This window comes from Chromobacterium piscinae, assembly GCF_021129175.1.
Lineage (GTDB): Bacteria > Pseudomonadota > Gammaproteobacteria > Burkholderiales > Chromobacteriaceae > Chromobacterium > Chromobacterium piscinae.
Map to the genome: position 1 here is coordinate 1 of NZ_JAJOHV010000079.1, position 22543 is coordinate 22543.

General features: G+C 63.6%; 22 protein-coding genes and 1 pseudogene. 8 read left to right on the plus strand and 15 right to left on the minus strand.

The annotated features are described in order from the left end of the window. The coding region (locus LQR33_RS18485) for a DUF418 domain-containing protein (RefSeq protein WP_231470048.1) at nucleotides 1-271 on the plus strand (271 nt) is incomplete at its 5' end. Nucleotides 272-329: 58 nt separating this feature from the next. Here LQR33_RS18485 and LQR33_RS18490 read toward each other — a convergent pair. From LQR33_RS18490 to LQR33_RS18500, 3 genes are read right to left on the minus strand one after another with little or no spacing between them, the layout of a single operon-like run. Further along, a complete protein-coding gene (locus LQR33_RS18490; protein ID WP_205692455.1) occupies nucleotides 330-1145 on the minus strand; it encodes a crotonase/enoyl-CoA hydratase family protein in 816 nt (271 codons plus the stop codon). Then, on the minus strand, nucleotides 1142-1654 hold the full coding sequence (locus LQR33_RS18495) for a DUF4442 domain-containing protein (protein WP_221664174.1): 513 nt from the start codon (nucleotides 1652-1654) through the stop codon (nucleotides 1142-1144). Before LQR33_RS18495 ends, LQR33_RS18490 begins: the two co-directional genes overlap by 4 nt. A 53-nt stretch (nucleotides 1655-1707) precedes the next feature. After that, nucleotides 1708-2298: a TetR/AcrR family transcriptional regulator gene (locus LQR33_RS18500; protein ID WP_231470050.1), complete on the minus strand. Its 591-nt coding sequence runs from the start codon at nucleotides 2296-2298 to the stop codon at nucleotides 1708-1710. Nucleotides 2299-2439: 141 nt separating this feature from the next. Here LQR33_RS18500 and LQR33_RS18505 point away from each other — a divergent pair, with 141 nt between their 5' ends. Beyond that, nucleotides 2440-4479 carry a site-specific recombinase gene (locus LQR33_RS18505; protein ID WP_231178344.1) on the plus strand — a complete coding sequence of 680 codons (2040 nt, stop codon included), beginning with the start codon at nucleotides 2440-2442 and terminating at the stop codon, nucleotides 4477-4479. A gap of 34 nt (nucleotides 4480-4513) precedes the next feature. On the opposite strand, the gene LQR33_RS18510 is transcribed toward LQR33_RS18505, so the two are convergent. The 4 genes from LQR33_RS18510 to LQR33_RS18525 form a co-directional block, all read right to left on the minus strand. After that, on the minus strand, nucleotides 4514-6121 hold the full coding sequence (locus LQR33_RS18510) for a GMC family oxidoreductase (RefSeq protein ID WP_231470052.1): 1608 nt from the start codon (nucleotides 6119-6121) through the stop codon (nucleotides 4514-4516). Continuing rightward, nucleotides 6118-6660, minus strand: a complete 543-nt coding sequence (locus LQR33_RS18515) for a twin-arginine translocation signal domain-containing protein (RefSeq protein WP_166440296.1) — start codon at nucleotides 6658-6660, stop codon at nucleotides 6118-6120. The genes LQR33_RS18510 and LQR33_RS18515 overlap by 4 nt, the downstream gene beginning before the upstream one ends. Continuing rightward, nucleotides 6633-8060 (minus strand): coniferyl aldehyde dehydrogenase, encoded by a 1428-nt coding sequence (locus LQR33_RS18520; RefSeq protein WP_221664176.1) that lies wholly within the window; start codon nucleotides 8058-8060, stop codon nucleotides 6633-6635. The genes LQR33_RS18515 and LQR33_RS18520 overlap by 28 nt, the downstream gene beginning before the upstream one ends. A 100-nt stretch (nucleotides 8061-8160) precedes the next feature. Further along, entirely contained in the window at nucleotides 8161-9006 is an 846-nt protein-coding gene (locus LQR33_RS18525; RefSeq protein ID WP_231178348.1) for an AraC family transcriptional regulator, read from the minus strand. A 118-nt stretch (nucleotides 9007-9124) separates the two neighbouring features. Between LQR33_RS18525 and LQR33_RS18530 the strand changes: the two genes are divergently transcribed. The 6 genes from LQR33_RS18530 to rnk all read left to right on the plus strand — a co-directional run bounded on the left by LQR33_RS18530 (nucleotide 9125) and on the right by rnk (nucleotide 13788). Next, a complete protein-coding gene (locus LQR33_RS18530) occupies nucleotides 9125-9550 on the plus strand; it encodes an organic hydroperoxide resistance protein (RefSeq protein WP_166440293.1) in 426 nt (141 codons plus the stop codon). A gap of 35 nt (nucleotides 9551-9585) precedes the next feature. Continuing rightward, entirely contained in the window at nucleotides 9586-10599 is a 1014-nt protein-coding gene (locus LQR33_RS18535) for an alpha/beta hydrolase (RefSeq protein ID WP_231470054.1), read from the plus strand. Nucleotides 10600-10743: 144 nt separating this feature from the next. Continuing rightward, nucleotides 10744-11934 carry a vWA domain-containing protein gene (locus tag LQR33_RS18540; RefSeq protein WP_166440291.1) on the plus strand — a complete coding sequence of 397 codons (1191 nt, stop codon included), beginning with the start codon at nucleotides 10744-10746 and terminating at the stop codon, nucleotides 11932-11934. 123 nt (nucleotides 11935-12057) lie between these two features. After that, nucleotides 12058-12192, plus strand: coding sequence for a hypothetical protein (locus LQR33_RS24265; RefSeq protein ID WP_021479079.1), 135 nt, complete (start codon nucleotides 12058-12060; stop codon nucleotides 12190-12192). Between the two features lie 173 nt (nucleotides 12193-12365). Beyond that, nucleotides 12366-13223: a flagellin N-terminal helical domain-containing protein gene (locus tag LQR33_RS18545; RefSeq protein WP_221667364.1), complete on the plus strand. Its 858-nt coding sequence runs from the start codon at nucleotides 12366-12368 to the stop codon at nucleotides 13221-13223. 160 nt (nucleotides 13224-13383) lie between these two features. Further along, nucleotides 13384-13788, plus strand: a complete 405-nt coding sequence (gene rnk / locus LQR33_RS18550) for a nucleoside diphosphate kinase regulator (RefSeq protein ID WP_166440289.1) — start codon at nucleotides 13384-13386, stop codon at nucleotides 13786-13788. Nucleotides 13789-13939: 151 nt separating this feature from the next. Here the strand turns inward: rnk and LQR33_RS18555 are convergent, their stop codons facing one another. The 8 genes and pseudogenes from LQR33_RS18555 to LQR33_RS18595 form a co-directional block, all read right to left on the minus strand. Further along, nucleotides 13940-15073: an HD-GYP domain-containing protein gene (locus tag LQR33_RS18555; RefSeq protein ID WP_166440288.1), complete on the minus strand. Its 1134-nt coding sequence runs from the start codon at nucleotides 15071-15073 to the stop codon at nucleotides 13940-13942. Continuing rightward, complete coding sequence (locus LQR33_RS18560) at nucleotides 15070-17340, minus strand: response regulator (protein ID WP_231470064.1); 2271 nt, start codon at nucleotides 17338-17340, stop codon at nucleotides 15070-15072. Before LQR33_RS18560 ends, LQR33_RS18555 begins: the two co-directional genes overlap by 4 nt. Nucleotides 17341-17370: 30 nt before the next feature. Beyond that, a pseudogene (locus LQR33_RS24430) lies at nucleotides 17371-18156 on the minus strand (MASE4 domain-containing protein); the annotation flags it as partial. Between the two features lie 161 nt (nucleotides 18157-18317). Beyond that, nucleotides 18318-18893, minus strand: a complete 576-nt coding sequence (locus LQR33_RS18575) for an HD domain-containing protein (RefSeq protein WP_231470056.1) — start codon at nucleotides 18891-18893, stop codon at nucleotides 18318-18320. Nucleotides 18894-18950: 57 nt separating this feature from the next. Next, nucleotides 18951-19559, minus strand: a complete 609-nt coding sequence (locus LQR33_RS18580) for an alpha/beta hydrolase (RefSeq protein WP_231470057.1) — start codon at nucleotides 19557-19559, stop codon at nucleotides 18951-18953. Then, nucleotides 19559-19867 (minus strand): (2Fe-2S) ferredoxin domain-containing protein, encoded by a 309-nt coding sequence (locus LQR33_RS18585; RefSeq protein ID WP_021479086.1) that lies wholly within the window; start codon nucleotides 19865-19867, stop codon nucleotides 19559-19561. The genes LQR33_RS18580 and LQR33_RS18585 overlap by 1 nt, the downstream gene beginning before the upstream one ends. A gap of 20 nt (nucleotides 19868-19887) precedes the next feature. Then, entirely contained in the window at nucleotides 19888-21294 is a 1407-nt protein-coding gene (dnaB, locus tag LQR33_RS18590; RefSeq protein WP_221667360.1) for a replicative DNA helicase, read from the minus strand. 79 nt (nucleotides 21295-21373) lie between these two features. Further along, entirely contained in the window at nucleotides 21374-22537 is a 1164-nt protein-coding gene (locus LQR33_RS18595) for a BaiN/RdsA family NAD(P)/FAD-dependent oxidoreductase (RefSeq protein ID WP_231470058.1), read from the minus strand. Nucleotides 22538-22543 lie beyond the last annotated feature (6 nt).

The following is a 22543-nucleotide window of genomic DNA, read 5'->3' on the forward strand; positions in this document are numbered from 1 at the left end:
GGCGTCGCGCCCGGCTTTGGCTGCCCGGCTCGCGCCGCTGCTGGCCGCGGGCCGGCAAACGCTGACCCTGTACATCGCCCACATCCTGATCGGCATGGGTGTTCTGGAGGAAATGGGATGGTTGGACAGCGGCGAGCTCGCGCGGGTGCCGGCGGCGGCGGCGCTGTATTGCTCCGCCGCCGTGGCCTTCGCCTGGCTATGGTCCAAGCGCTTCCGCCATGGCCCGTTGGAATGGCTGATGCGGCGGGTCTGCGACCGGCCGGCACCTTGAAAACACCCCCTTCCGGCAGGAAACCATCCTGCCGGAAGGGGGGAACTTCTTTCTGGCCTCAGTCCCGGAAGCTGACCTGCTGCTTCATCATCGCGGCCATGCCGGCCTTCTGGATGTCTTCCGAGATCAGCATCGCCGCGTTCCAGCCGGCGACGAACTGCAGCCCATCCGCCACGCTGTGGTCGCGGCTGTAGTTCATCACTTCCTTGCTGCCGCGCACTGCCAGCGGCGACTTGCCCGCGATCAGCTTCGCGCTCTGCAACGCGGCGGCCAACACGGCGTCGGCATCCGCCGCCACGCGGTTGACCAGGCCTACCTCCAGCGCCTCCTCGGCCACCATGTCGCGGCCGGTCAGCGCCAGCTCGCGGGCCACGCCCTCGCCCACCACGCGCGGCAAGCGCTGCAGCGAGCCGACGTCGGCCACCATGCCCAGGTCCACCTCGCGCACGCCGAACACCGCGCCTTCGGCGGCGAAGCGGAAATCCGCCGCCAGCGCGATGTCCAGGCCGCCCCCCAGGCAGGCTCCGTGTATCGCGGCGATCACCGGCTTGCGGCAGCGCTCCAGGCTGGTCACGCAGTCCTGCAGGTCCAGGATCAAGCGACGCAGCTTGTCGCGCTTGCGGCCTTCGCACTCGTCCTGGATGCTGGATTGCAACCCCACCAGCATCGCCAGATCGATGCCGGAACAGAAATGCTTGCCGCTGCCGGCCAGCACCACTGCGCGGACGCCGGGCTCGCCATCGGCCCAATCCAGCGCTGCGCGCAGGTCCTGCCACATCTGCAGGTTCAGCGCATTGGCCTTGTCGGGACGGTTGAAACGCAGCAGAGCGACCTTATCGTCCAGCTCCGCTGACAGGGTTTGCAGATTGATCATGCCGCCTTCGCCTCCGGACGTTTCTTGGGCACCCAGGCCCACAGCATTTCACAGACGATGGGTGACTCGCCGGATTCGTCGGTCACCAGCACCTCCACCAGCACCTCGCCCTTCTCCTGCTCGTACATGGTCTGGATCTGTTCGGGCGTCAGCATCGCCACGGCCTTCATATCGCCCTGGGAACGCTTGACGTAATTGACTTTCATCGACTTGAGCAGCATCAGCTTGTCGTCCGGCATGTTCATGCCCACCACGAAACCGGTGGATGTCTCGGCCAACAGCGCCATCGCGGCGGCATGCACGCCGCGGATGTGGTTCTGCACCTTTTTGCGGTTGCGGATCGATACCGTCAGCCTGTCATGGCCAACCTCTTCGAACCGCAGCCCGGCCGTAGACAGGAAGGGAACGATCTTGCCGAACATCATCGACAGCACCGGCCGGCGCCAGCCAACCGGCAAGCGGCCCACCTTGTCGGCGATCCGGCTCATGCTGTTCTTTCTGTACTCCATGCTACCCCCTTTGTTGTTCTCGTGTTGTCTGCGTCCGGCTTTCCGCCGGCCGCTTATTCTTGCGCCTCTGGCATGCCCAGCGTGGTTCTGACCTGGCTCTTCAAAAGCGGCAGCGCACCATCGTCGATGCGCGCCAGCTGCAGCCCGCCCTGCAGCGCGGAAAACAGCATCATGCCGACGGCCTCTGGCGTTCCCGCGTATGCCATCCGCTCGGTGTCCCTCCCGAGCCTGACGATTGCCACTGCCCATTGCCGCATCTCGTCGATGAAGGCCGAGGCCTCCTCGCGCATGTCGTCAGGCAGGGTCTGAAACTCGGTGCTGAGGATGCCGCTGGGACAGATCTGTTTGTGCTGCAGGTAATATTGGTCCGACAAGCCGAAATACGCCTCCAGCCGGCGGGCGGCGTCCCACTCCCTCTGTTGCTCGATGAAGCGCTGGAAACGGCGGCGGTAACGCTGGATCAGCGCCACGCCCAGATCGCTTTTCTTGGGAAAGTGGTAGTGGATGGCCGCGTTGCGCACGCCCAGCGCGCTGCTGATGTGCTGATAGCTGAAACCATTGAAGCCGCGCGTCAGCAGCAGCTCCTCGGCCAGGTCGAGTATGCGCTTGCGGGTATCGTTCTTGCTGTCGGAACCATTATGCATCAGGGCACTCTACTTACTGGTCAGTAAGGTGTCAATCGGCCTGCCGGCGGAGCATCTTGCCCCCTCCAGCCGCGCATGCCCTAAAATACAAGCGACACTCTTTCCCATTCGCGCCTTAGCGCGCGACCACTCTGGTAGAACATGACCGAACACACCGTTCCCGACCTGGAATCCTCTTTGCGCCAGCTGTGCGAAACGCCTGGCCAGACCGACGCTCTGGCGGAGCTGATCGCCGCGCTGCGCCCCGGCGACCGCCAGCCGGCTCAGCAAGCCACCGTCAATCTGCAGGCCTTGTCCTTCCTGCTCGAACACCACGCTGAATTCCGCGAAGCCTTGCGCCAGGCGCTGTGCACCTTGCTGGCCGAAAGCCGGCAGATCCCGCTGTACACCGATGCCGGCATCCTGGCCAACGACGGTTTCGGCACCACGCTGCTGCACCGCCTGGGCGAGCGCGCGCTGCCCATGCCCTACAACCCCGATTCGCTGCGAGACCGCTTCGGCCTATTGTTCAGCGACAAGCAGGACTATCTGTGGCTGGAAACCGTGCCCGACGCCACCTGGCACGCGCTGTGGCGGGCGATGGCCTGGCAGGAGGCGCCGCGACAGGACAGCGAGCGTCAGACCCGGCTGCAGTTGCTGGAGTCGGTGCAGGTGCTGTCCGCCCGCATCACCGCCATCGGCCTGGAGCCTGAGCTGGTGCGCGTCTGCCCCGAGGTGGAGCGCTTCGCGTCGCCCTTCATGCATCTGAACGCAGAGGTGCAGCGCTATGTCGATGGCTACCGCCAGGCGCTGACCGACGGCGTCGAGCCTCCCGAGGACGAGAAGCAGGTGCTGGTGCTGCTGGACCAATGCGAGGCCATCCTGGGCAAAGTCCGCAAAAACGCGGCCCGTTACGGCATCTCGGTCAATCTGACTTATCACGGCCTGCGGCTGGCGCAGAGCATCGCCCGGCTGCGCGCGCTGCTGGAGCTGCTGTCGCCCGGACACAACCCGGCCGAACGCCCGCAGCTGTTCCAGCTGCTGGTGGATTTCGCCCGCGCGGAAAACCGCAAGTACAGCCTGCGCGATCTGTTCAAGTCCAACACCGAGTTGCTGGCCCTGCAAGTGACCGAGCATGCCGGCCGCCAGGGCGAGCACTATATCGCCGAAGACCGCAAGGAATGGTCGCAAATGGGCAAGGCGGCGATGGGCGCCGGCCTGCTCGTCGGCTTCATGGCGCTGATCAAGCTGATGCTGGCGCGCGGCCACTTGCCGCTGCTGTGGGAAGGCATCGCCTTCGGCCTCAATTACGCGATCGGCTTCATCATCGTGCAGATCCTGCACTTCACAATCGCCACCAAGCAGCCGGCGATGACGGCTGCCCGGCTGGCGGCCGTGCTGCAAGCCCAATACGGCCGCAAGAAGCAGCTGGAAGAGCTGTCGGAGCTGATCGTCAAGGTGGTGCGCACGCAATTCGTCGCCATCATGGGCAACGTCCTGCTGGCCATTCCAACCGCGGCGCTGATCGCGCTGGCCTGGAACGCGCTGTTCGGCGCGCCGGTGGTGGACGCGGCCAAGGCGCAAAAGCTGCTGCACGAGATCGATCCGGTGCACAGCCTGGCGCTGCCACACGCCGCCATCGCCGGGGTGTTCCTGTTCCTGTCGGGCCTGATCGCCGGCTACTACGACAACAAGGCGATCTATCGCCGCATACCGGAACGGATCGCCAATCACCGCCTGCTTAAGCGCATGTTGGGCGAAAACCGCGCCTGGCGGCTGGGCAACTACATCGAGCACAATCTGGGGGCGTTGGCCGGCAACTTCTATTTCGGCATGTTCCTGGGCCTCACTGGCACCGTGGGCACGATACTGGGCCTGCCGCTGGACATCCGCCACATCACGTTCTCATCCGCCAACCTGGCCTTCGCCAGCGTGTCGCTGGACTTCCAAGTACCGCTGTCCGCCGTGCTGCTGGGTTGCGCCGGGGTGGCATTGATCGGCCTCGTCAACCTGGGGGTCAGCTTCTTCCTGGCGCTGTGGGTGGCGTTGCGCTCGCGCAAGCTGTCCGGTTCGCTGCTGCTGCCCTTGATCCCGATGCTGGCCAAGCGCTTCCTGCGTCGGCCGCTGAGCTTCTTCGTGCCGCCGCCCCTGCTGCCCGCCCCCGCCGCGGAAACGCCGCCGCTGGACGAAACGCGCGGCTGACGCGCGCCTTCGTCTGACGCGAGCGCCGGAGGCCTCACCCCTTGGCCAGCTCCCTCGCCAAGCGGTCGGCGGCGCGCCAAGCGAAGGCATAGATGGACAGCTGGGGATTGGCGCCGACGCTGGTCGGGAAAATCGACCCGTCCAGCACCGCGAGATTTCGCCACTCCCAGTGATTGCCCCAGTCGTCCAGCACCGACCGGGCGGGATCGTCGCCCATCGCCATGCCGCCCATCACGTGGGCGCTGACCAGCCTGGCTTGCAGTGCCTGCAAGGGCAAGCCTTCTATCATCTCCCTGGCCCGCCTCCAGCTGGACACCGGTTGCGCGCGCTCATGCAGCGGCATCGCCAGGCTGGCGCCGGCGGCGAACTGCAGCTCGGCCATCGCCAGCCAGCTGCGCCGCACGCCATCCCAGATCACGTCGTTGAGCGGGTAATCCAGCACCGGCGAACCGTCGCCGCGCAGCTTCACCTCGCCGCCCCGGCTATCCGGATGAAAACCGTCGCGCAGCAGGGCCAATGTCGCATGCAGATGCGGCAGCTGTTGCAAAAGCTGCAATTGCTCGATGCCGAAGCCCGGAAAGGTGACGCTGGCGAGCAAGGGATGGATGGGCGGCACTTCCAGCTTGAAGCCCAGCGGCCCGTCCAGCGGCTGGGTGTGCATGTAGTGATCGGAGTAAACCGTTTGCGGCGCGCCATTGTAAGGCTCCACCATTTCCGGCATCCGCGCCGCGCTCAGCGCCACCGGATGCAGAAAGGTGCGCTTGCCGGTCTGGCCGGCTGCATCCGCCAGGCCGCTGCGCAGCATGATGGCCGGCGTGCCGATGGCGCCCGCGGCCAGCACCACTTGCCGCGCCCTCACGCTGAAGCGGCGGCCGGTCGGCGTGTTGCCGTCGGCGCCGAGCAGGCTGCCCTGAATCGACGCGATGCGCTTGCGGCCCGGGTCCGCCAGCAGCCTGTCCACGCGCGCCCGGCACAGCAGCCTGGCGCCATGGGACAAGGCATCGGGAATGCAGGTGACCAGCATCGACTGCTTGGCGTTGGTGGGGCAGCCCATGCCGCAATAGCCCAGGTTCCAGCAGCCCTTCACATTGCGGGCGATGCGGGCATGCCGCAGGCCCAGCGCCTGGCAGCCGCGCTCCAGCACCAGATTGTTGCCGTTGGGCTCTGCTTGCCACGGACCGATGCCCAGCCGCTGCTCCGCCTTGTCGAACCATGGGCGCATGCCTTCGATCGACAAGGTCGCCAGCCCGTGGTTTTCCTGCCACCACAGCATGGTGTCAGGCGGCGTCCGGAAGCTGCTGGTCCAATTGACCGTGGTGCCGCCGCCCACAGTCCGCCCTTGCAGGACGGTGATGCCCTTGTCCAGCGTCTGCCGGCTGGCGGACTCCTGGTACAGCTCCGGATAGGCCTTGGCTTCCAGCAGGCGGAAGTCGCTGGAGCTGTATAAGCCGCCCTCTTCCAGCAGCAGCACCTTCAATCCGGCCCGGCTGAGCACCTCAGCCGCGATGCCGCCCCCGGCGCCGCTGCCGATGATCGCCACATCGACCTCCAGCGACAGGTCCTTGTCTTGCCTGGCGCCGTCCAACACCTTCCAGCCGCTTGCCAGTCCCACCCGGATAGGATCGGGAATCTTTCCGGTCAAGGCAGCATCTCCATCACCGCCGCCGGCTGGCGATAGCCTAGCGCCGGCCAGCTCGCGGGATTGCCGTACCAACCGGCATGAATCAGCCGGTGCAGGCCTTGGTAGGCGCTGCATTGCAGGGCGAAACGGCTCTCTCGCCAACGCTGCAGGAATTGCGTCAATTCCTGCGAGGTGGCCAGTTGCCAGGGAGAGCGCACGCCGACCAGCCAGCGCCGCGCCCAGCGGTTGCCCAAAAGATCGAACAGCTGACGCACTTCGCGCTGCGTCGCGGACGGCAGACCCGCAACAGCCCGATCCACCCCTGCCGCCACCGCGGATGCCGGCACGCCGGGCAGCCCCAGCAGCACCGGCGCCAGCGCGGAGACGATTTGCGCGTCGAGCGGCGTCAGCCATTCCAGTTTTCCGCCTACCGCGGGACTAGGATCGGCCGCTGGCGCCGCCCAATACCCCGCCAGCAGCAAGGCGGCGCTTCCCAGCGCGCCCGCCTGCAGAAATTGACGACGACTGGCCATCAACGCAGCATCAGTTTCAGCAGCCATTCCACCGCCGCTCCGTAGGGCGGACGCGTCAGCCAGGCGCCGGAAAAACGGCTCTGGCGGAATACCGGCTTGAGTTTGGAAAAGGTCAGGAAACCTTCGCGGCCATGGTAATGCCCCATGCCGGATGGCCCTACTCCGCCGAATGGCAGATCTTCCTGCACCACGTGCAACAGCGTGTCATTGATGCTGACGCCGCCGGAAATCGTCTCCTGCAGCACCCGGTCGATGCGCAATGGGTCGTCATCGAACAGATACAGCGCCAGCGGCCTCGGCCGGGCGTTCACATAAGCCAGCGCCTCGTCGAACTTGTCGTAGGCCACCACCGGCAGAATGGGGCCGAAGATTTCCTCCTGCATCAGCGCGCAATCCTCTGGACAGCGCTGCACCAGGGTCAACGGCAGCTTGCGGACCGCGGCCAGTTCCTCGCCGGCCGGGTTGATCTCGTCGATGCGGGCGCCGGCCTCGCGCGCGCCCTCCAGCCAGCCCTGCAAACGCTGATAATGCCTGTCGTTGACGATGGCGCTGTAATCGGGATTGTTCGCCAGGGTGGGGTAAGCGCGCTTGGCGGCCTCACGCACCTCGTCCAGCAGCAACGCGCAATCCTTGTCGTTGACCAACACGTAATCCGGCGCCACGCAGGTCTGGCCGGCGTTCATCATCTTGCCGGCGACGATGGCCTCCGCCGCGCGCTTGAGGTTGGCGCCGCGCGCCACCAGCGCCGGCGATTTTCCGCCCAGCTCCAGCGTCACCGGGGTCAGGTTTTCCGCAGCGGCGCGCATCACGTGGCGGCCCACCGTGGTGGAGCCGGTGAACAGCAGATGGTCGAACGGAAGCCGGACGAAAGCCTGGGCCAGCTCCGGCCCGCCATTCACCACCGCCAGCAGATCGTCGCCGAAATGCTGGCGAGCCAGCCGCTGCAGCAGCTCCCCGGTGGCCGGCGTGTATTCCGACATCTTCACCATGACCCGGTTGCCGGCCGCCAGCGCCGCGATGATCGGGCCGAAAGCCAGGAACAACGGGTAGTTCCACGGCACCACCACGCCCACCACGCCCAGCGGCTGAGGATGCACGCTGGCACTCGCCGGCGCGAACCAGAGTGAAACGCCGCGCCGGCGCGGCTTCATCCAATTTTTCAGATGGCGGCGGGCATGGCGCACGCCCTCCAACGACGGGAACAGCTCGGCCAGTCGGGTTTCCACGCTGCTGCGCTGGCCGAAATCGCGGTTCACCGCGTCCACCAGCGCTTGGCGGTTTTCCTGGATCAGACGCTCCAGCGCGTTCAGCCATGACTTGCGGGTTTCCTGCGAGGGGCAAGGCGCGGCGAGAGTGACTCTCTTCAGTCGGGTAAAAGCGTCCAGCAGCGCGCTTTCTTCTTGTGTGGGTATCTTGATGGCATCCATAGTAATTATCCTTGTTGATACCAGCCAAACAAACGTTTAGAGCCCGTGCTCTAGCCAAGATTAGCACCAGCCCGCCCTACTGTCACCATGCCCGCCAGCGTCAATCGGCCTCCTGGGATTGCCGCCATTCCCGCGGCCCCATGCCGCATTGCGCCTTAAATGCCCGGGACAGCGCAGCCTCGCTGCCATAGCCAACATCGATCGCGATCGTCTTCAACTTCCGGCCCTGCCGCAACGCCTGCTGCGCCAGCCTGATGCGCCAACCTTGCAAATAAGCGCCGGGGGTGCAGCCGACAATGTCGCGGAAGCCGCCGGCGAAAACGCTGCGCGACATCCCCGCGATATCCGCCAACCCCTCCAGCGACCAGTCCCGAGCCGGCTGCTCATGCATCGCCGCCAGCGCTTTTTTCAGCTTGGGATGGGACATGCCGGCCAGCATGCCGCCGCGCGACTCGCCGGTTTCCATCAGGTACCGCAGCAACTGCACTAGCACCACCTCGAACAGCCGATCGACCACCACCTGCCGGCCGCAGTTGTCGCTGAAGGCTTCGTCGAACAGCATCGCCAGCACCGGTCCTGCGCCGGCAATGCTTTCCAGCGGCAAGCAGACAAACTCCGGCAACGCGGCCACGATGGGATTTTCTGCCCCGCCATCGAAATGCAGCTCCGCGCAGGCCAGATCGGCTCCGCCATGCTCATCCGAGACGAAACGGCGGGGCATGGGACGCGGATAAAACAACAGGCTGGGAACATTCACATGCAGATCGGCCGATCGTCCGGCATGGATCACATCCACGGCCCCCGCCCTGACCAGATGCAGCTGCCCCCCATCGCCGGGCCGGGAAAAATCGGTGACGCCACACAAAGCACCGGAATGGAACATCCGCGCGCGAACCGGGAAGCGGCTCAACAACGCATCCAGGCGATCGACACATGCCTCAGCCATTTCAAAACTCTCGATCAAATTTTTAGGATTTTATGCAGCTTATCGTATTTTCCATTGGCGTAAAGTGGTTCCAGCCAAATGGCTCAACGCAAACCCGCCAAATCATCAGGAGCGCACCATGTCGATTGAAAAGATTCTGTACCGCACCCAGGCCACCGTCAGCGGCGGCCGCGAAGGAAACGCCGAGTCCCCGGACGGCGCGCTGAAAATCAAGCTGTCCACACCGCGCGAACTCGGCGGCGCCGGCGGCCACGGCACAAATCCCGAGCAGCTGTTCGCCGCCGGCTATGCCGCCTGCTTCCTGGGATCGATGAAGTTCGTCGCGGCCAAGCAAAAAATGACGCTGCCGGCAGAAGCCAGCGTGACCGCCGCGGTCGGCATCGGCGTCATCCCCAGCGGTTTCGGCATCGAAGCCGAGCTGCGGATCAGCCTGCCTGGCCTGGCGGTCGAGGACGCTCAGGCGCTGATCGAACAAGCTCATATCGTCTGCCCCTACTCTCATGCCACCCACGGCAACATCGACGTGCGCCTGAGCCTCGTGTGAACCGCCTCTCGACAACCCAAACTCAAGGAATCGCCATGAACCCGAAACTCAATATCATTGCCGCGGCCGCTTCCGCGCTGATCGCAGGCTCCGCGCTGGCCGCAGGCAGCCCCGGTGTCGAACGCCACACCCAAGCTTTCCTCGAGGCGCTGGCCAAAGGCGGCGGCCAGCCGCTGGAAACGCTGTCTCCCGCCGCGGCGCGCCAGGTTCTGGTCGGCGCGCAGCAGGGCGCCAAGCTGCCGCCGGTCGATGTCAGCGAGAAAACCATCACCGCCAACGGCAAACCGTTGAAACTGACCATCGTGCGTCCAGTCGACGCCAAGGGCACCCTGCCCGCCTTCATGTTCTTCCATGGCGGAGGCTGGATTCTAGGCGACTACCCCACCCATGAGCGCCTGGTGCGCGACCTAGTGACGGAATCCGGTGCCGCGGCGGTGTTCGTCAACTACACGCCGTCGCCCGAGGCGCGCTATCCGGTGGCAATCCATCAGGCCTATGGCGCGACCAAGTGGGTAGCCGAGCACGGCGATCAGATTCAGGTCGACGGCAAGCGCCTGGCAGTGGCGGGCAATAGCGTGGGCGGCAATATGGCGGCGGTGGTTGCCTTGATGGCTAAAGCCGAGGGCGGTCCCAAACTGCGCGCCCAGGTGTTGTTCTGGCCGGTAACCGACGCCAACTTCGAAAGCGCCTCCTATGGCAAGTTCGCCGATGGACACTTCCTGACCAAGCCGATGATGAAGTGGTTCTGGGACGCCTACACCACCGATCCGCAGCAACGCCGCGAAATCTACGCCTCGCCGCTGCAGGCCGCGCCGCAACAGTTGCAGGGCTTGCCGCCCGCGCTGGTGCAAACGGCGGAGAAGGACGTGCTGCGCGACGAGGGCGAGGCTTACGCCCGCAAGCTGGACGCAGCCGGCGTCGATGTGGTGGCCACCCGCTATAACGGGATGATCCACGATTTCGGCTTGCTCAATGCCTTGTCTGGCCTGCCCGCCACGCGCGCTGCCCTGCATCAGGCCGCCGAGGAGCTGAAGTCCCGTCTTCGCTAAACCACGCCGCCGCGCCCAAACCCAACCCGGTTTCGGCGCGGCACGCCTATTTTCCGCAAAGTACCAAACATGCCGCGAATGCCGGGACATAGTATGATTCGCGGCACGATATCCCTTGTTTCGAACTTTCGCCCCGACCCCGACATGCTGATCGACTTCTTCTACGCGCTGCGCAACGCCGGCCTGCCGGTCACCCTGAAAGAATTCCTGCTGCTGCTGGAGGCGCTGCAACGCAACGTCGCCTTTGGCAACCTGGACGAATTCTACTATCTGTCGCGCGCGGCGCTGGTAAAGGACGAAAAGTACTTCGACCGCTTCGACCAAGTGTTCGGCCATCACTTCAAGGGCCTGGAGCTGAGCCTGGATGACCTGCAGCGCGCTATCCCCGAGGACTGGCTGCGCAAGCAGGCGGAGAAATATCTCAGCGAAGAAGAAAAGAAAAAGCTGCAGTCCATGGGCTGGGACAAGCTGATGGAGACGCTGCGCCAGCGATTGGAAGAACAGAAGGAAAGGCATCAGGGCGGCAACAGGTGGATAGGCACCGGCGGCACCAGCCCCTTCGGTGCCTGGGGCTATAACCCTGAAGGCGTGCGCATCGGCCAGAATCAGTCCCGCCACCGCCGCGCGGTGAAGGTATGGGATCAGCGCGAGTTCCGCAATTTCGACGACAAGGCGGAATTGGGCACCCGCAACATCAAGCTGGCGCTGCGCCGCCTGCGCGAGTTCGCCCGCGACGGCGCTGAGGAAATCCTGGATCTGGACGCCACCATCGCCGCAACCGCGCGCAAAGGCGGCATGCTGGACCTGAAAATGCAGCGCGAGCAGCACAACAGCGTCAAGGTGCTGGTGCTGTTCGATGTGGGCGGGTCAATGGATGATCACATTCGCGAGTGCGAGGAGCTTTTTTCCGCGGTCAAGGCGGAATTCAAGCACCTGGAGTACTTCTATTTCCACAACTGCGTGTACGAATCGGTGTGGAAAGACAACAATCGCAGGCAAAGCCAGCGTTTCCCCACCTGGGATCTAATCCACACCTTTGGCCGCGACTACAAGCTGATCTTCGTCGGCGACGCCAGCATGAGCCCCTACGAAATCACCTTTCCCGGCGGCAGTGTCGAGCATATGAACGAAGAGTCCGGCGAAGTCTGGCTCAAACGGCTGCTGGAGCATTTCCGCCATGCGGCCTGGATCAACCCCCTGGCCGAAGATCACTGGAACTACACGCAATCGGTAGGCATGATCCGGCAGCTGATGGGCCAGAGAATGCACCAGATGACACTGTCCGGCCTGGATCAAGCAATGCGGGATTTGAAAAAAACTGCCGCTCCCGCTTGAAAATTTAACGTTGACTCACAACTTTTTCCTTGAGTCGGCAGCATGTTGTAGCCCAGAATGAAGTCAAGGGGCCACAACGCCAGTCCGAAACCGGCCTCAGATTCAGTTACGGGGAGTCATACCATGCAAATCCTTCTTATCGCGGCCCTTGCCGTTGCGGTGGTCGCTGTCGCCAAATTGCTGGCTGCCCCGGTACAACAGCAAGCCAAGCTCGTGCCCATCCGCATTCGCGACGAGGAAACACGCCGTCGCCGCTGAGATTCAGCCAGCCAAAGCCCAAGCGCGTCTAGAACGCGCTTTTTTGTTGCCGCTCCGCCAAAGACGCTTCCATTGGACACAATCGTTAAGAAATGGCGCTTGCCCTCGCAAGTCTTTGTTTCTAAACTAGATGGGCATCATTGCATTCAATAGATTCGCGACGGAGAAACACCATGGCGCTGACTGTCAACACCAACTCGGCCTCGCTGGCCGGACAGTACCAGCTGAACAAGACCCAGCAGGCCACCAAACAGGTGCTCGCCCAGCTGAGTTCGGGGTCAAAGCTGAACAGCGCGGCCGACAACGCCGCTAATCTGGCCATCGCCCAGCAACTGCAAGCGCAGATCAACGGTGGCAATCAGGCGATCAACAACACTAATGACGGCGTGTCGATGCTGCAAACCGCCGACTCGGCGTTGAGCCAGCTGCAAGACAACACCCAACAAATCCAGACACTGGCGATCCAGGCCGGCAACGGCGCACTGAGCGCGAGCAACCGCCAAGCTTTGCAGCAACAGGTGGACCAGCTGACCCAAAGCAATTCGCAGATCATCCAGAGCACGCAATTCAACGGCACCCAGTTGCTGAATAACAGCAACTCCAGCACATTCCAGGTCGGCCCCAACGGCACCAGCAGCAACCAGGTCACGGTGCCGGGCATTGATCTGACCGTATCGCCGGCTAGCGGAGGTCTGAACGGCTACAATGCCAATCTGGCCGCGACCAACACCATAGACATCACCACGCAGGCCAATGCGCTGGCTGCCCAACAAAGCGCCGGCAACGATCTCAACGCCATCTCGTCGCAACGCGCGACGCTGGGCGCGGCCAGCAACAGCTTTGACACGATAGTCAGCAATCTGCAGAACTCCACCCTGAACACCACAGCTGCGCAGAGCCGGATCAGCGACACAGACTTCGCCGCCGCGACCGCCCAGCTGACCGCGCAACAGATTCTCGGCCGCACCGGCGCCGCCACATTGGCGCAGGCGAATATCGCGCCGCAGGCAGCGCTATCCTTGCTTGGCTGAGCAACTTTACGCAAAAGTTCCCTGCAATAAGATAAAAATAATTCCAAATCTCTCTTGTTTGCCGGCCTTTGATTCCATTATCATCGACAGCTGAATCCCCCCGGGATTTGTCCATCGGGCACCGCAAGCGGTGCCCTTTGTCCATTTGCAAGGAGCTCACATGTCGACCACGCCGGCAATCACCATTTCCTCCCTAGACTACGACAGGCTGTCCGTCCTGCTGGAGAGCTGCGAGCACGACCACCCGGTAGCAGGCCGCCTGGAAGACGAGCTGGAGCGCGCGGACGTCGTGGATCCGCAGGCCATGCCGTCGAATGTGGTAACCATGAACAGCTCCGTCCGCATTCGCCTGGGAGACGGGCAGGAAAAACTGCTGACCCTGGTCTACCCCAAGGACGCGGACAGCGAACAGGGACGAATTTCGGTGTTGGCGCCAATCGGCGCGGCGCTGCTTGGACTCTCTGTCGGCCAGAGCATGCAATGGCCCACCCCATCCGGGCATACCGAATTGAGCGTGCTGGAAATCACGTACCAACCCGAAGCCTCCGGGGAATACCACCGCTAGAAGCCTGATCGGAGGCTCAAGCCAGTGCGCAAATGGCTGAAGAATGCTGAAGCTCTGTCAACGTCGCATCGCCAACGCGCAACGGACAGTGACAGGAGCTAGACGCGCCGCATCCGGCCAGACGGATATCGAAACGATGGCGCCGCGATGCTCAGCCGCGCTCGGCGGCAAGCTTGATCCCCATATCCGAATCGGTATAACGCAGCGCAATCTCGCGAAAGCTATCCGTGATCTGCAGAAACGCCTTCACCATCTCGGGGTCAAAGTGCCGGCCGCTGCCATCTCGTATGATTTCCACCGCCTTTTCATGCGAAAACGGCGGTTTGTATACCCGCCGGGAAATCAAGGCGTCGTACACGTCGGCCACCGCCATCAACCTGGCGGACAAGGGAATCGCCTCGCCAGCCAAACCTTGCGGATAGCCGCTGCCATCCCATTTTTCCTGGTGGCAGTAAGCGATTTCCCGCGCCAGCCGCAAAAAACTGCTGGGCGCGTCCAACATGCGCTCCGCGCTGGCGATGGTATCCCGCCCCAGCACCGTGTGGGTCTTCATCACTTCGAATTCCTCAGGCGTCAGCGGCCCTGGCTTCAAAAGGATGTCGTCGGGAATGCCCACCTTGCCGATATCGTGCAGCGGCGCGGATTTGTAAAGCAACTGCACGGTCTCATCGTCCAGCTGCTGCCGATAGCGCGGATGGTTGCGCAGCTCCAGTGCCAACGCGCGAACGTAATTCTGGGTGCGCCGCAGATGGTTGCCGGTTTCGTGGTCGCGCGTTTCCGCCAACGAAGCTAGCGCCATGATGGTGACGTCCTGTATCACCTGAACCTCCCGCGTCCGCCTCTCCACCTCTTCTTGCAGGAAAGCGGCCTTGTCCTCCAGAAAATCAGCCACCGCCTTGGCCCGCAAATGGGTGCCAACCCTGGCCAACATGATGGGCGGCGACACCGGCTTGATGATGTAGTCCGCCGCGCCGGCGTCGAAGCCGGCCTGCTCATCCTCGTGTTCGCTCATCGCGGTCAGGAAAATCACCGGAATCGACTCGGTGCGCGGTTCGGCCTTGAGTCGTCGGCATACTTCCAGCCCGCCGAGCCCTGGCATCATCACATCCAGCAACACCAGGTCCGGCAGCACATCTCCCTCGACGATCTGTAGCGCGCGCTCGCCGCTGTTCGCGATCAGCGTCCGATAACGCGGCTTCAGCAAGGCATACATTTGCGTCAGGCTCTCGGGGCTGTCGTCGACCAGCAACACCGTCTGCCGGTCGGGCGCGTTCGCGTCGCTCATCTCGAATCCTCCGGCAACTTCTTGCTGTAAGCCCGCGCCAGCTCTCGCAAGGCGCTCAACGCGGAGACAAAATCGAAACCGTTCAAGGCCTGCTCGAAGGGCTCGCAGGCCCCTTCGGGAAAGCAGGCCCGAATACGGGGCGCGTGTTCGAGAAAATATCCCAGCGCGTCGCCATCGCCCACCGCCAACAACGCCGCCAGCTGCTCAAGCAGCGCATCGTCGGCATTGGTACCCGCCTCGGGACGCCCCAGCTCCGCCAAGCCGGCGCGCAAGGCCGCCACTACCTGCCCCAGATCGATTTCCAGCTCAGCCAGTTGGTTCCGCCAGTCATCACGGGCGCGGATCGCCATTTCCAGCCGCATCGCCGCGCTTTGCAGATCGACGAAGCCAATGCTGCCCGCCGCGCCCTTCAGCGTGTGCGCGATGCGCTCGGCAGTCTGGAAATCTCCTTCCTCAAGAGCCACTCCGGCCCGAACTGCCGCGCCGGTCTCCTCCTCGACAAACTGCCTCAGCAGATGCAGGTAAAGCTGACGATTGCCGGCCACCCGCCGCAGGCCGGCCGATTGATCCAATCCGTCCACCTGCGGCAAAGGCGTTCTGTCGACGGCCGCCCCGCCCCGGGCCTGCGGCTCGCCGGTTTTCCCCACCCAGCGCGCTAGCGTGGAAAACAGGATATGCGGGTCTATCGGCTTGGCGATATGGTCGACCATCCCCGCCATCAGACAGCGCTCCCTCTCCTCCACGAGCGCGTCGGCCGTCATCGCGATGATGGGCAGGTCGATGAATCCGGGCAACGCCCGGATGCGGCTGGTGGCCTCGATCCCGTCCATCACCGGCATCTGCACATCCATCAGCACCGCGTCGAAAGCCTTGGGGCCATAAGCGAGCAGCTTGTCCAGCGCCGCCTGCCCGTTTCCCGCCACCGTGATGGTGGCGCCCGTCCCTTCCAGCAGCTCGATCGCGATCTGCTGGTTGATGTGGTTGTCCTCCACCAGCAGCAGGTGGGCACCGTCGAAACGGGGAAGCTGGTCAACCTCGTCGAACAGCGGCAATCCGCCGCTGCGGCCAAAACCGAACACTTCCAACAATACATCGAACAACTGCGACAGATTGACTGGTTTGACCATGAAGGCGTCGCAGCCCGCCGCGCGCGCCTTCAGTCGAATATCGTCGCGCCCGAAGGCCGTCACCATCACGATGCGCATCTTGCGGCTGATCTGCCGCATCCGGCGCACAGTCTCCACTCCGTCCATTTCCTGCATCATCCAGTCGACGAAGACAACATCGAACGGTTTCTGCAGGCAATCCTGCCTCACCCGCGACAAGGCCTCGTTGCCGTTCAAACAGCCCTCCACCTCGAAACCCAGCTGTTTCAACTGCGCGCAGAGAATATCGACGGCGGACTGGTTGTCGTCCACCACCAATACCCGCAACCCACGAATCTCCTTGGGCAGAGACTGCCGGCGCGAATCGGTCTCTGACGAAACGCCCAGCCAGCAGCTGAAAATGAAGGAGCTGCCCCAGCCCGGCGAAGACTCCACCAGCATCGCGCCGCCCATCAGCTCCACCAACCGCTTCGCGATGGTCAGACCCAGTCCGGTCCCGCCGAAACGGCGGGTCGTCGAGTCGTCGGCCTGGCTGAAAGCCTGGAACAGCCGGCTCTGCTGCTCTTCGTTCATGCCTATGCCGGTATCGTGCACGCAGAATTTCAGCTGCACCTTGTCGCCTATCCTCTCGGTCAGACCGATGATGATGGACACCTGCCCGGCCTCGGTGAACTTGATCGCGTTACCGGCCAGATTGGTCAACACCTGCCCCAGGCGCAGCGCGTCTCCCAGCAGGCCTTGCGGCACGTCGCTGGCGGTTTCGAACAACAGCTCCAGCCCTTTGTCCGCCGCCCTCTGCGCCACCAGCGCCGATACGCCGTCCAGCACATCGTCCAGCCAGAAAGGCTGCGACTCCAGCTCCAGCCTGCCGGCTTCCACCTTAGAGAAATCGAGGATGTCGTTGATGATTCCCAGCAGCGACGTACCGGCGTTGTGGATCTTACTGATATAGTTGCGCTGCTGGTCGTCAAGGTCAGTGCGAAGCGCCAGATAAGACATCCCGATGATTGCATTCATCGGCGTGCGTATTTCATGACTCATATTGGCCAAGAACATGGATTTGGCCTTAGTCGCCCCTTCGGCGTCCCGTTTGGCCGCTCCCAGCTGCTCGGCGCTGGCCGCCAACTGCGCATAGAGCCTGCCGTTTTCCAACAACAGCATCAGCAGCACAAAGCTAGCCGCCAGCAGCCCATATATCCTGCCAACGTAAAATCCCAAGTCGAAACGCGAAGCATTGAGCACATTAGACAAACCGACATCGCATATCCACACGACCATCACCACGCTCAGCCAGAGGTCAAGCCGGGACCGCCGCCTGCGCACGGTAACCGCCGCAAGCGCGCAAAAACTCACCCCCCACATGAACAGCGAAACACCGCGCATGTGCGGCGCATTGCTGCTGCCCTGCATGATGGCGGGCAATTCGTCATGCCACACCGTCGCCAGTAAAACAAATAAAGCCACGGCCAGGCAGGTCTGTCCGATAGCCCATACGATCGCCTTTGCCGCCGACGATGGATTTGACTCCATTTGAGACTTTTGCCCGGCGTAAGCGATCACCATCACGGGGAAACCGATGTGCCAGAACATGTACAACCAAGCCGTCGTCTGCGGGCCGCCGCCAAGCACGCCATGCTCGGAAAACAAGCCTGGAAAACTAAGCGCATGAAACACCGCCATCAGGGCGGTATACAAGTAACCGACGGCCAGCAATCGCAAGCCCGGATGGCGCAGAATGGCAAACTGTCCGAACAGCAGCGTGGCTGTCACCAGGTCATTGATCGCCAGCGCAGATTGGTAGATGGGAATAAAAGCCCATGACTTGGGCAGATGGAGCTGCGCAAACGGCGCAGCCGCGCAAAAAAACGCTAAAGACACCGACACCACCATCCATGCGAGCCGACGCTGTCCTTGCGAAGGCGGCAGGGTGGAAAGAAACTCCATACTCGTGCAGGAAGCCGGATTCTCCTGTTGCATGATGAGCGCCACTCTCCGCGTGTCGGCATACTTCCAGAGGCCGAAGCCCTGGAAGAAGTAGATGGCTTATGTATAGAGCATCCACTTTTACTGTGCATGCCATCCGGCCATAACCGCCGGCGCGGAAAGGCGCCCGGGGACGTTTCTTCCCAGGAACGTCCTCAGGCCAGCCAGCCCTTCTCTTTGGCCATCGCCAGGCGGCTCTCCAAGTAATCCCACAAGGCCGGACAGCCATGGCGAACCGGAGGGCCGATGCGGTCGACCACCTGCTGATGACGGATGCCGTTCTCGCGCCAGCTCTGCCCGTTGTTGGCCAGGTTCAGCAGCACCGGCATCGCGCGGTCAGCCGCGTGGGCGAAACGGGCTTCGGCAGTTTCGGCGGCTTCGAACTCGTTCCACAGGGCGAGGAGGCGCTGCCCCTGCTCTGCCGGCAACATGCCGAAGATGCGGGTCACACAGGCCAGCTCCTGCGCCTTGCGCTCTTCCCAGCCGCTTTCGGCGTAAACGATGGTGTCGCCGGTCTCGATTTCGCCGATATCGTGCACCAGCAGCATCGCCACCACGCGGTCCATGTCCACTGCCTCTACCGCGTATGGCGCCAGCGAGGACGCCAGCAGCGCGATCTGCCAGCTGTGCTCTGCCGAGTTTTCATAACGGTCGCTGTTCAACACGCGCGTCTTGCGCGTCACCTGCTTGAGCTTGTCGAGTTCCAGCACGAAATCAACGATGTTCTGCATATGGTTTTCTTTCCATCGATACAAAAAAAGCAGACCAAGGTCTGCTTGTTCCGGCGCTTACCAGCACCTCTGAATCATTTGCGCCAGCTGCACCAGCCGGCCGTGGAAGAAGTGGCCCGCGCCGGGAAACACCAGCACCGGCAGGTTCTGCGGCCGCGCCCACTCCATCACCGCGGACAGCGGAATCACCTCATCCTCTTCGCCGTGGATCACCAGCGTGTCGGCCGGCACCGCCGGCGTCGGGATCGGATACTTGCCGACCGCCACGCCCATCAACAGCAGCTTGTCCGCCTCGATGCGGTCGCGCGCGCGCGCGGCGACGAAGCCGCCGAAGGAGAAGCCGGCCAAGGCCAGCGGCAGCCCGGGATGTTGCGACTTCGCGTATTCGACCACGGCGATCGCGTCGTCCACCTCGCCATTGCCGTAATCGTGCTCGCCCTCGCTGTCGCCGACCCCGCGCAGATTCGGGCAATAACAGGCGTAGCCCAGCTGCGACAAGGCCTTGGCCGCGGTCTGCACCACCTTGTTGGTGTGGGTGCCGCCCTGCAGCGGATTGGGATGGCAGATCACGGCGACGCCGGTCGCTTCGTCCTGGGCCGGCACGAGGATGGTGTCGAGCGCGCCGACCGGGCCTGCGACGCTGATCTTGTTCATGGCCTTCAGCATCAGATCTTCAGCCTTTCCACCACGCGGCCATGCTCCATGTGCTCGCTGACGATTTCATCGATATCGTTCTTGTCGACGAAGGTGTACCAGGTCTCCTGCGGGTAGACCACCATCACCGGGCCGTCGTCGCAGCGGCCCAGACAGCCGGCCTTGTTGACGCGGATCTTGCCCTCGCCGGCCAGCCCCAGCGCCTTGACCTTGTCCTTCATATAGCCCAGCAATTCGCTGGAGCCGAAGTTGTTGCAGCAGCTTTCGCCGGCGGCGCGCTGGTTGCAGCAGATGAATACATGCTTGTCGAAAAAGCTCATGACTGTGTCCCGTTGTCCTCTTAGCCGTCGTTGTCCGCCCAGCCGGCGGCGCCGACAGTGGCGGCGTTGTCGAACTTGGCGTAGTGGCCAATGAAGGCCAGCCGTACCGCGCCGGTCGGGCCGTTACGATGCTTGCCGATGATCGCCTCGGCCAGGCCCTTGTCCGGCGAATCCGGATTGTAGTATTCGTCGCGATACATGAAGATGATCAAGTCGGCGTCCTGCTCGATGGCGCCCGATTCCCGCAGGTCGGACATCATCGGCCGCTTGTTCGGCCGCTGCTCCACCGCCCGCGACAGCTGCGACAGCGCGATCACCGGCACTTGCAGCTCTTTGGCCAGACCCTTCAGGCCCCGCGAGATTTCGCCCAGCTCGGCGGTACGGTTATCGCCTCGGCCGGAGCCGCTCATCAGCTGCAGGTAGTCGATCACGATCAGGCCCAGCTTGCCGCCGTGCTGGCGAGCCAGCCGGCGCGCTCGGGCGCGCACTTCCAGCGCGGTCAGCGCCGCGGTCTCATCGATGTACATCGGCGCATCGGACAGCTTGCCGATCGCGTAGGTCAGTTTCTGCCAGTCGTCGTCGCCCAGCTTGCCGGTGCGCAACACGTGCTGATCCAGCCGCCCGACCGAGCCCAGCATACGCATCACCAGCTGCGAGCCGCCCATTTCCATCGAAAACACCGCCACCGGCAGGTGGGTTTCCACCGCCACGTGCTCAGCGATGTTCATCGAGAAGGCGGTCTTGCCCATGGACGGGCGGCCGGCCACGATGATCAGGTCGCCCGGCTGCAGTCCGGAGGTTTTGGCGTCCAGGTCGAAGAAGCCGGTGGGCACGCCGGTCACCTCGTCCGGGTTGTCCCGGCTGTACAGCATGTCGATCCGCTCCACCACCTCTTTCAACAGACCCGGCATTTCCAGGAAGCCCTGTTTGGACTTGGCGGTGGATTCCGCGATCTGGAACACGCGGCCCTCGGCCTCGTCCAGCAGTTGCGCCGCGTCGCGGCCCATCGGCGCGTAGGCGGCCTCGGCGATCTCGGTGCCGACCTGCGCCAATTGGCGCATCACCGAGCGCTCGCGGACGATCTCGGCGTAGCGGCGGATATTGGCCGCCGACGGCGTGTTCTGCGCCAGAGTGGCCAGATAGGCCAGACCGCCGATCTCGGCCAGCTCGCCGTTCTTGTCCAAGGCTTCGGACACGGTCACCACATCGGCCGGACGGCCCATCTCCACCAGCTTGGCGATATGCTTGTAGACCAGCCGGTGGTCGTGGCGGTAAAAGTCGGCCTCGGACACCACGTCGGCGATCTTGTCCCAAGCGCTGTTGTCCAGCAACAGGCCGCCCAGCACCGACTGTTCGGCCTCCACCGAATGCGGCGGCGTGCGGATGGACGCCATCTCGCTGTCAAAATTATCGTACTGTTCTGTCATGTAGACCCGGAGGAAGGCGCGCGGCAAACGGCGCGCGTAAGGCAAAACGCAATTCTAACCCGAAACAAACCGGGCTCGCTCAGCAGTTCATCCCGGCCACGTAGCCGGACGACCATGCCCACTGGAAGTTATAGCCGCCCAGCCAGCCAGTGACGTCCACCACTTCGCCGATGAAAAACAGGCCGGGAACATCGTTGGCCATCAGGGCCTTGGACGACAAGGCCTTGGTCGACACGCCGCCCAGCGTCACCTCGGCCTTCTTGTAGCCCTGGGTGCCGTTGGGCTTCACGCACCAGCGGTGCAGCTGCTCGGCCAGCTGGCGGCGCTGCTTCGGCCCCAGGTCCTTGGCGCGCTTGTTCAGGCCTACCCGGTCCAGCCAGGCGTCGGCGAAGCGGCGCGACCAGCCCAATTCGGCCAAGGCATTGGCGATCAGCTGCTCGCTGTCGCCCTTCTCCTCCAGCCAGCGCTCGGCGTCGCCGTCCGGCATCAGGTCCAGCAGCAGCTCCATGCCGGGCTGCCAATACGACGACACCTGCAGGATGGCCGGGCCGGACACGCCCTTGTGGGTGAACAACACGTTCTCGCGGAAACGCCCCTTGCCCGCCCTGGCCTCCACATCCACCGACACGCCGGCCAGCGGCGTGAAGATCTCGGCGTCCTCGACATGGAAAGTCAGCGGCACCAGCGCCGGCGACAGCGGCGTCACCTCCAGGCCGAACTGCTCGGCCAACTGGTAACCGAACGGCGTCGCGCCGATCTGGGGGATCGACAAGCCGCCCGAGGCGACGACCAGCGACTGAGATTGAAAGCGCCCGCGGCTGGTTTCAACGACGAAGCCGCCCTCGCCAGTTCGGGAGACGCCCTGTATCGCGGTCTCCATCCTGCGGTCCACGCCGCCCTTGCGGCACTCCTCGTCCAGCATGGCGATGATGCGCTCGCTGCCATCGTCGCAGAATAGCTGGCCCAGCTTCTTCTCGTGGTAGCCGATGCCGTGGCGCTCCACCATGTCGATGAAGTCCTGCGGCGTGTATTGAGCCAGCGCGGAACGGCAGAAATTGGGGTTGGCAGACAGGTAGCAGTCGAACCGGGCATTGACGTTGGTGAAGTTGCAGCGCCCGCCGCCGGAGATGCGGATCTTCTCCGCCAGCTTGGCCGCGTGGTCCAGCAGCAGCACGCTGCGGCCACGCTGGCCGGCCGTCGCCGCGCACATCAAGCCGGCCGCGCCGGCTCCGATGACAATCACATCAAA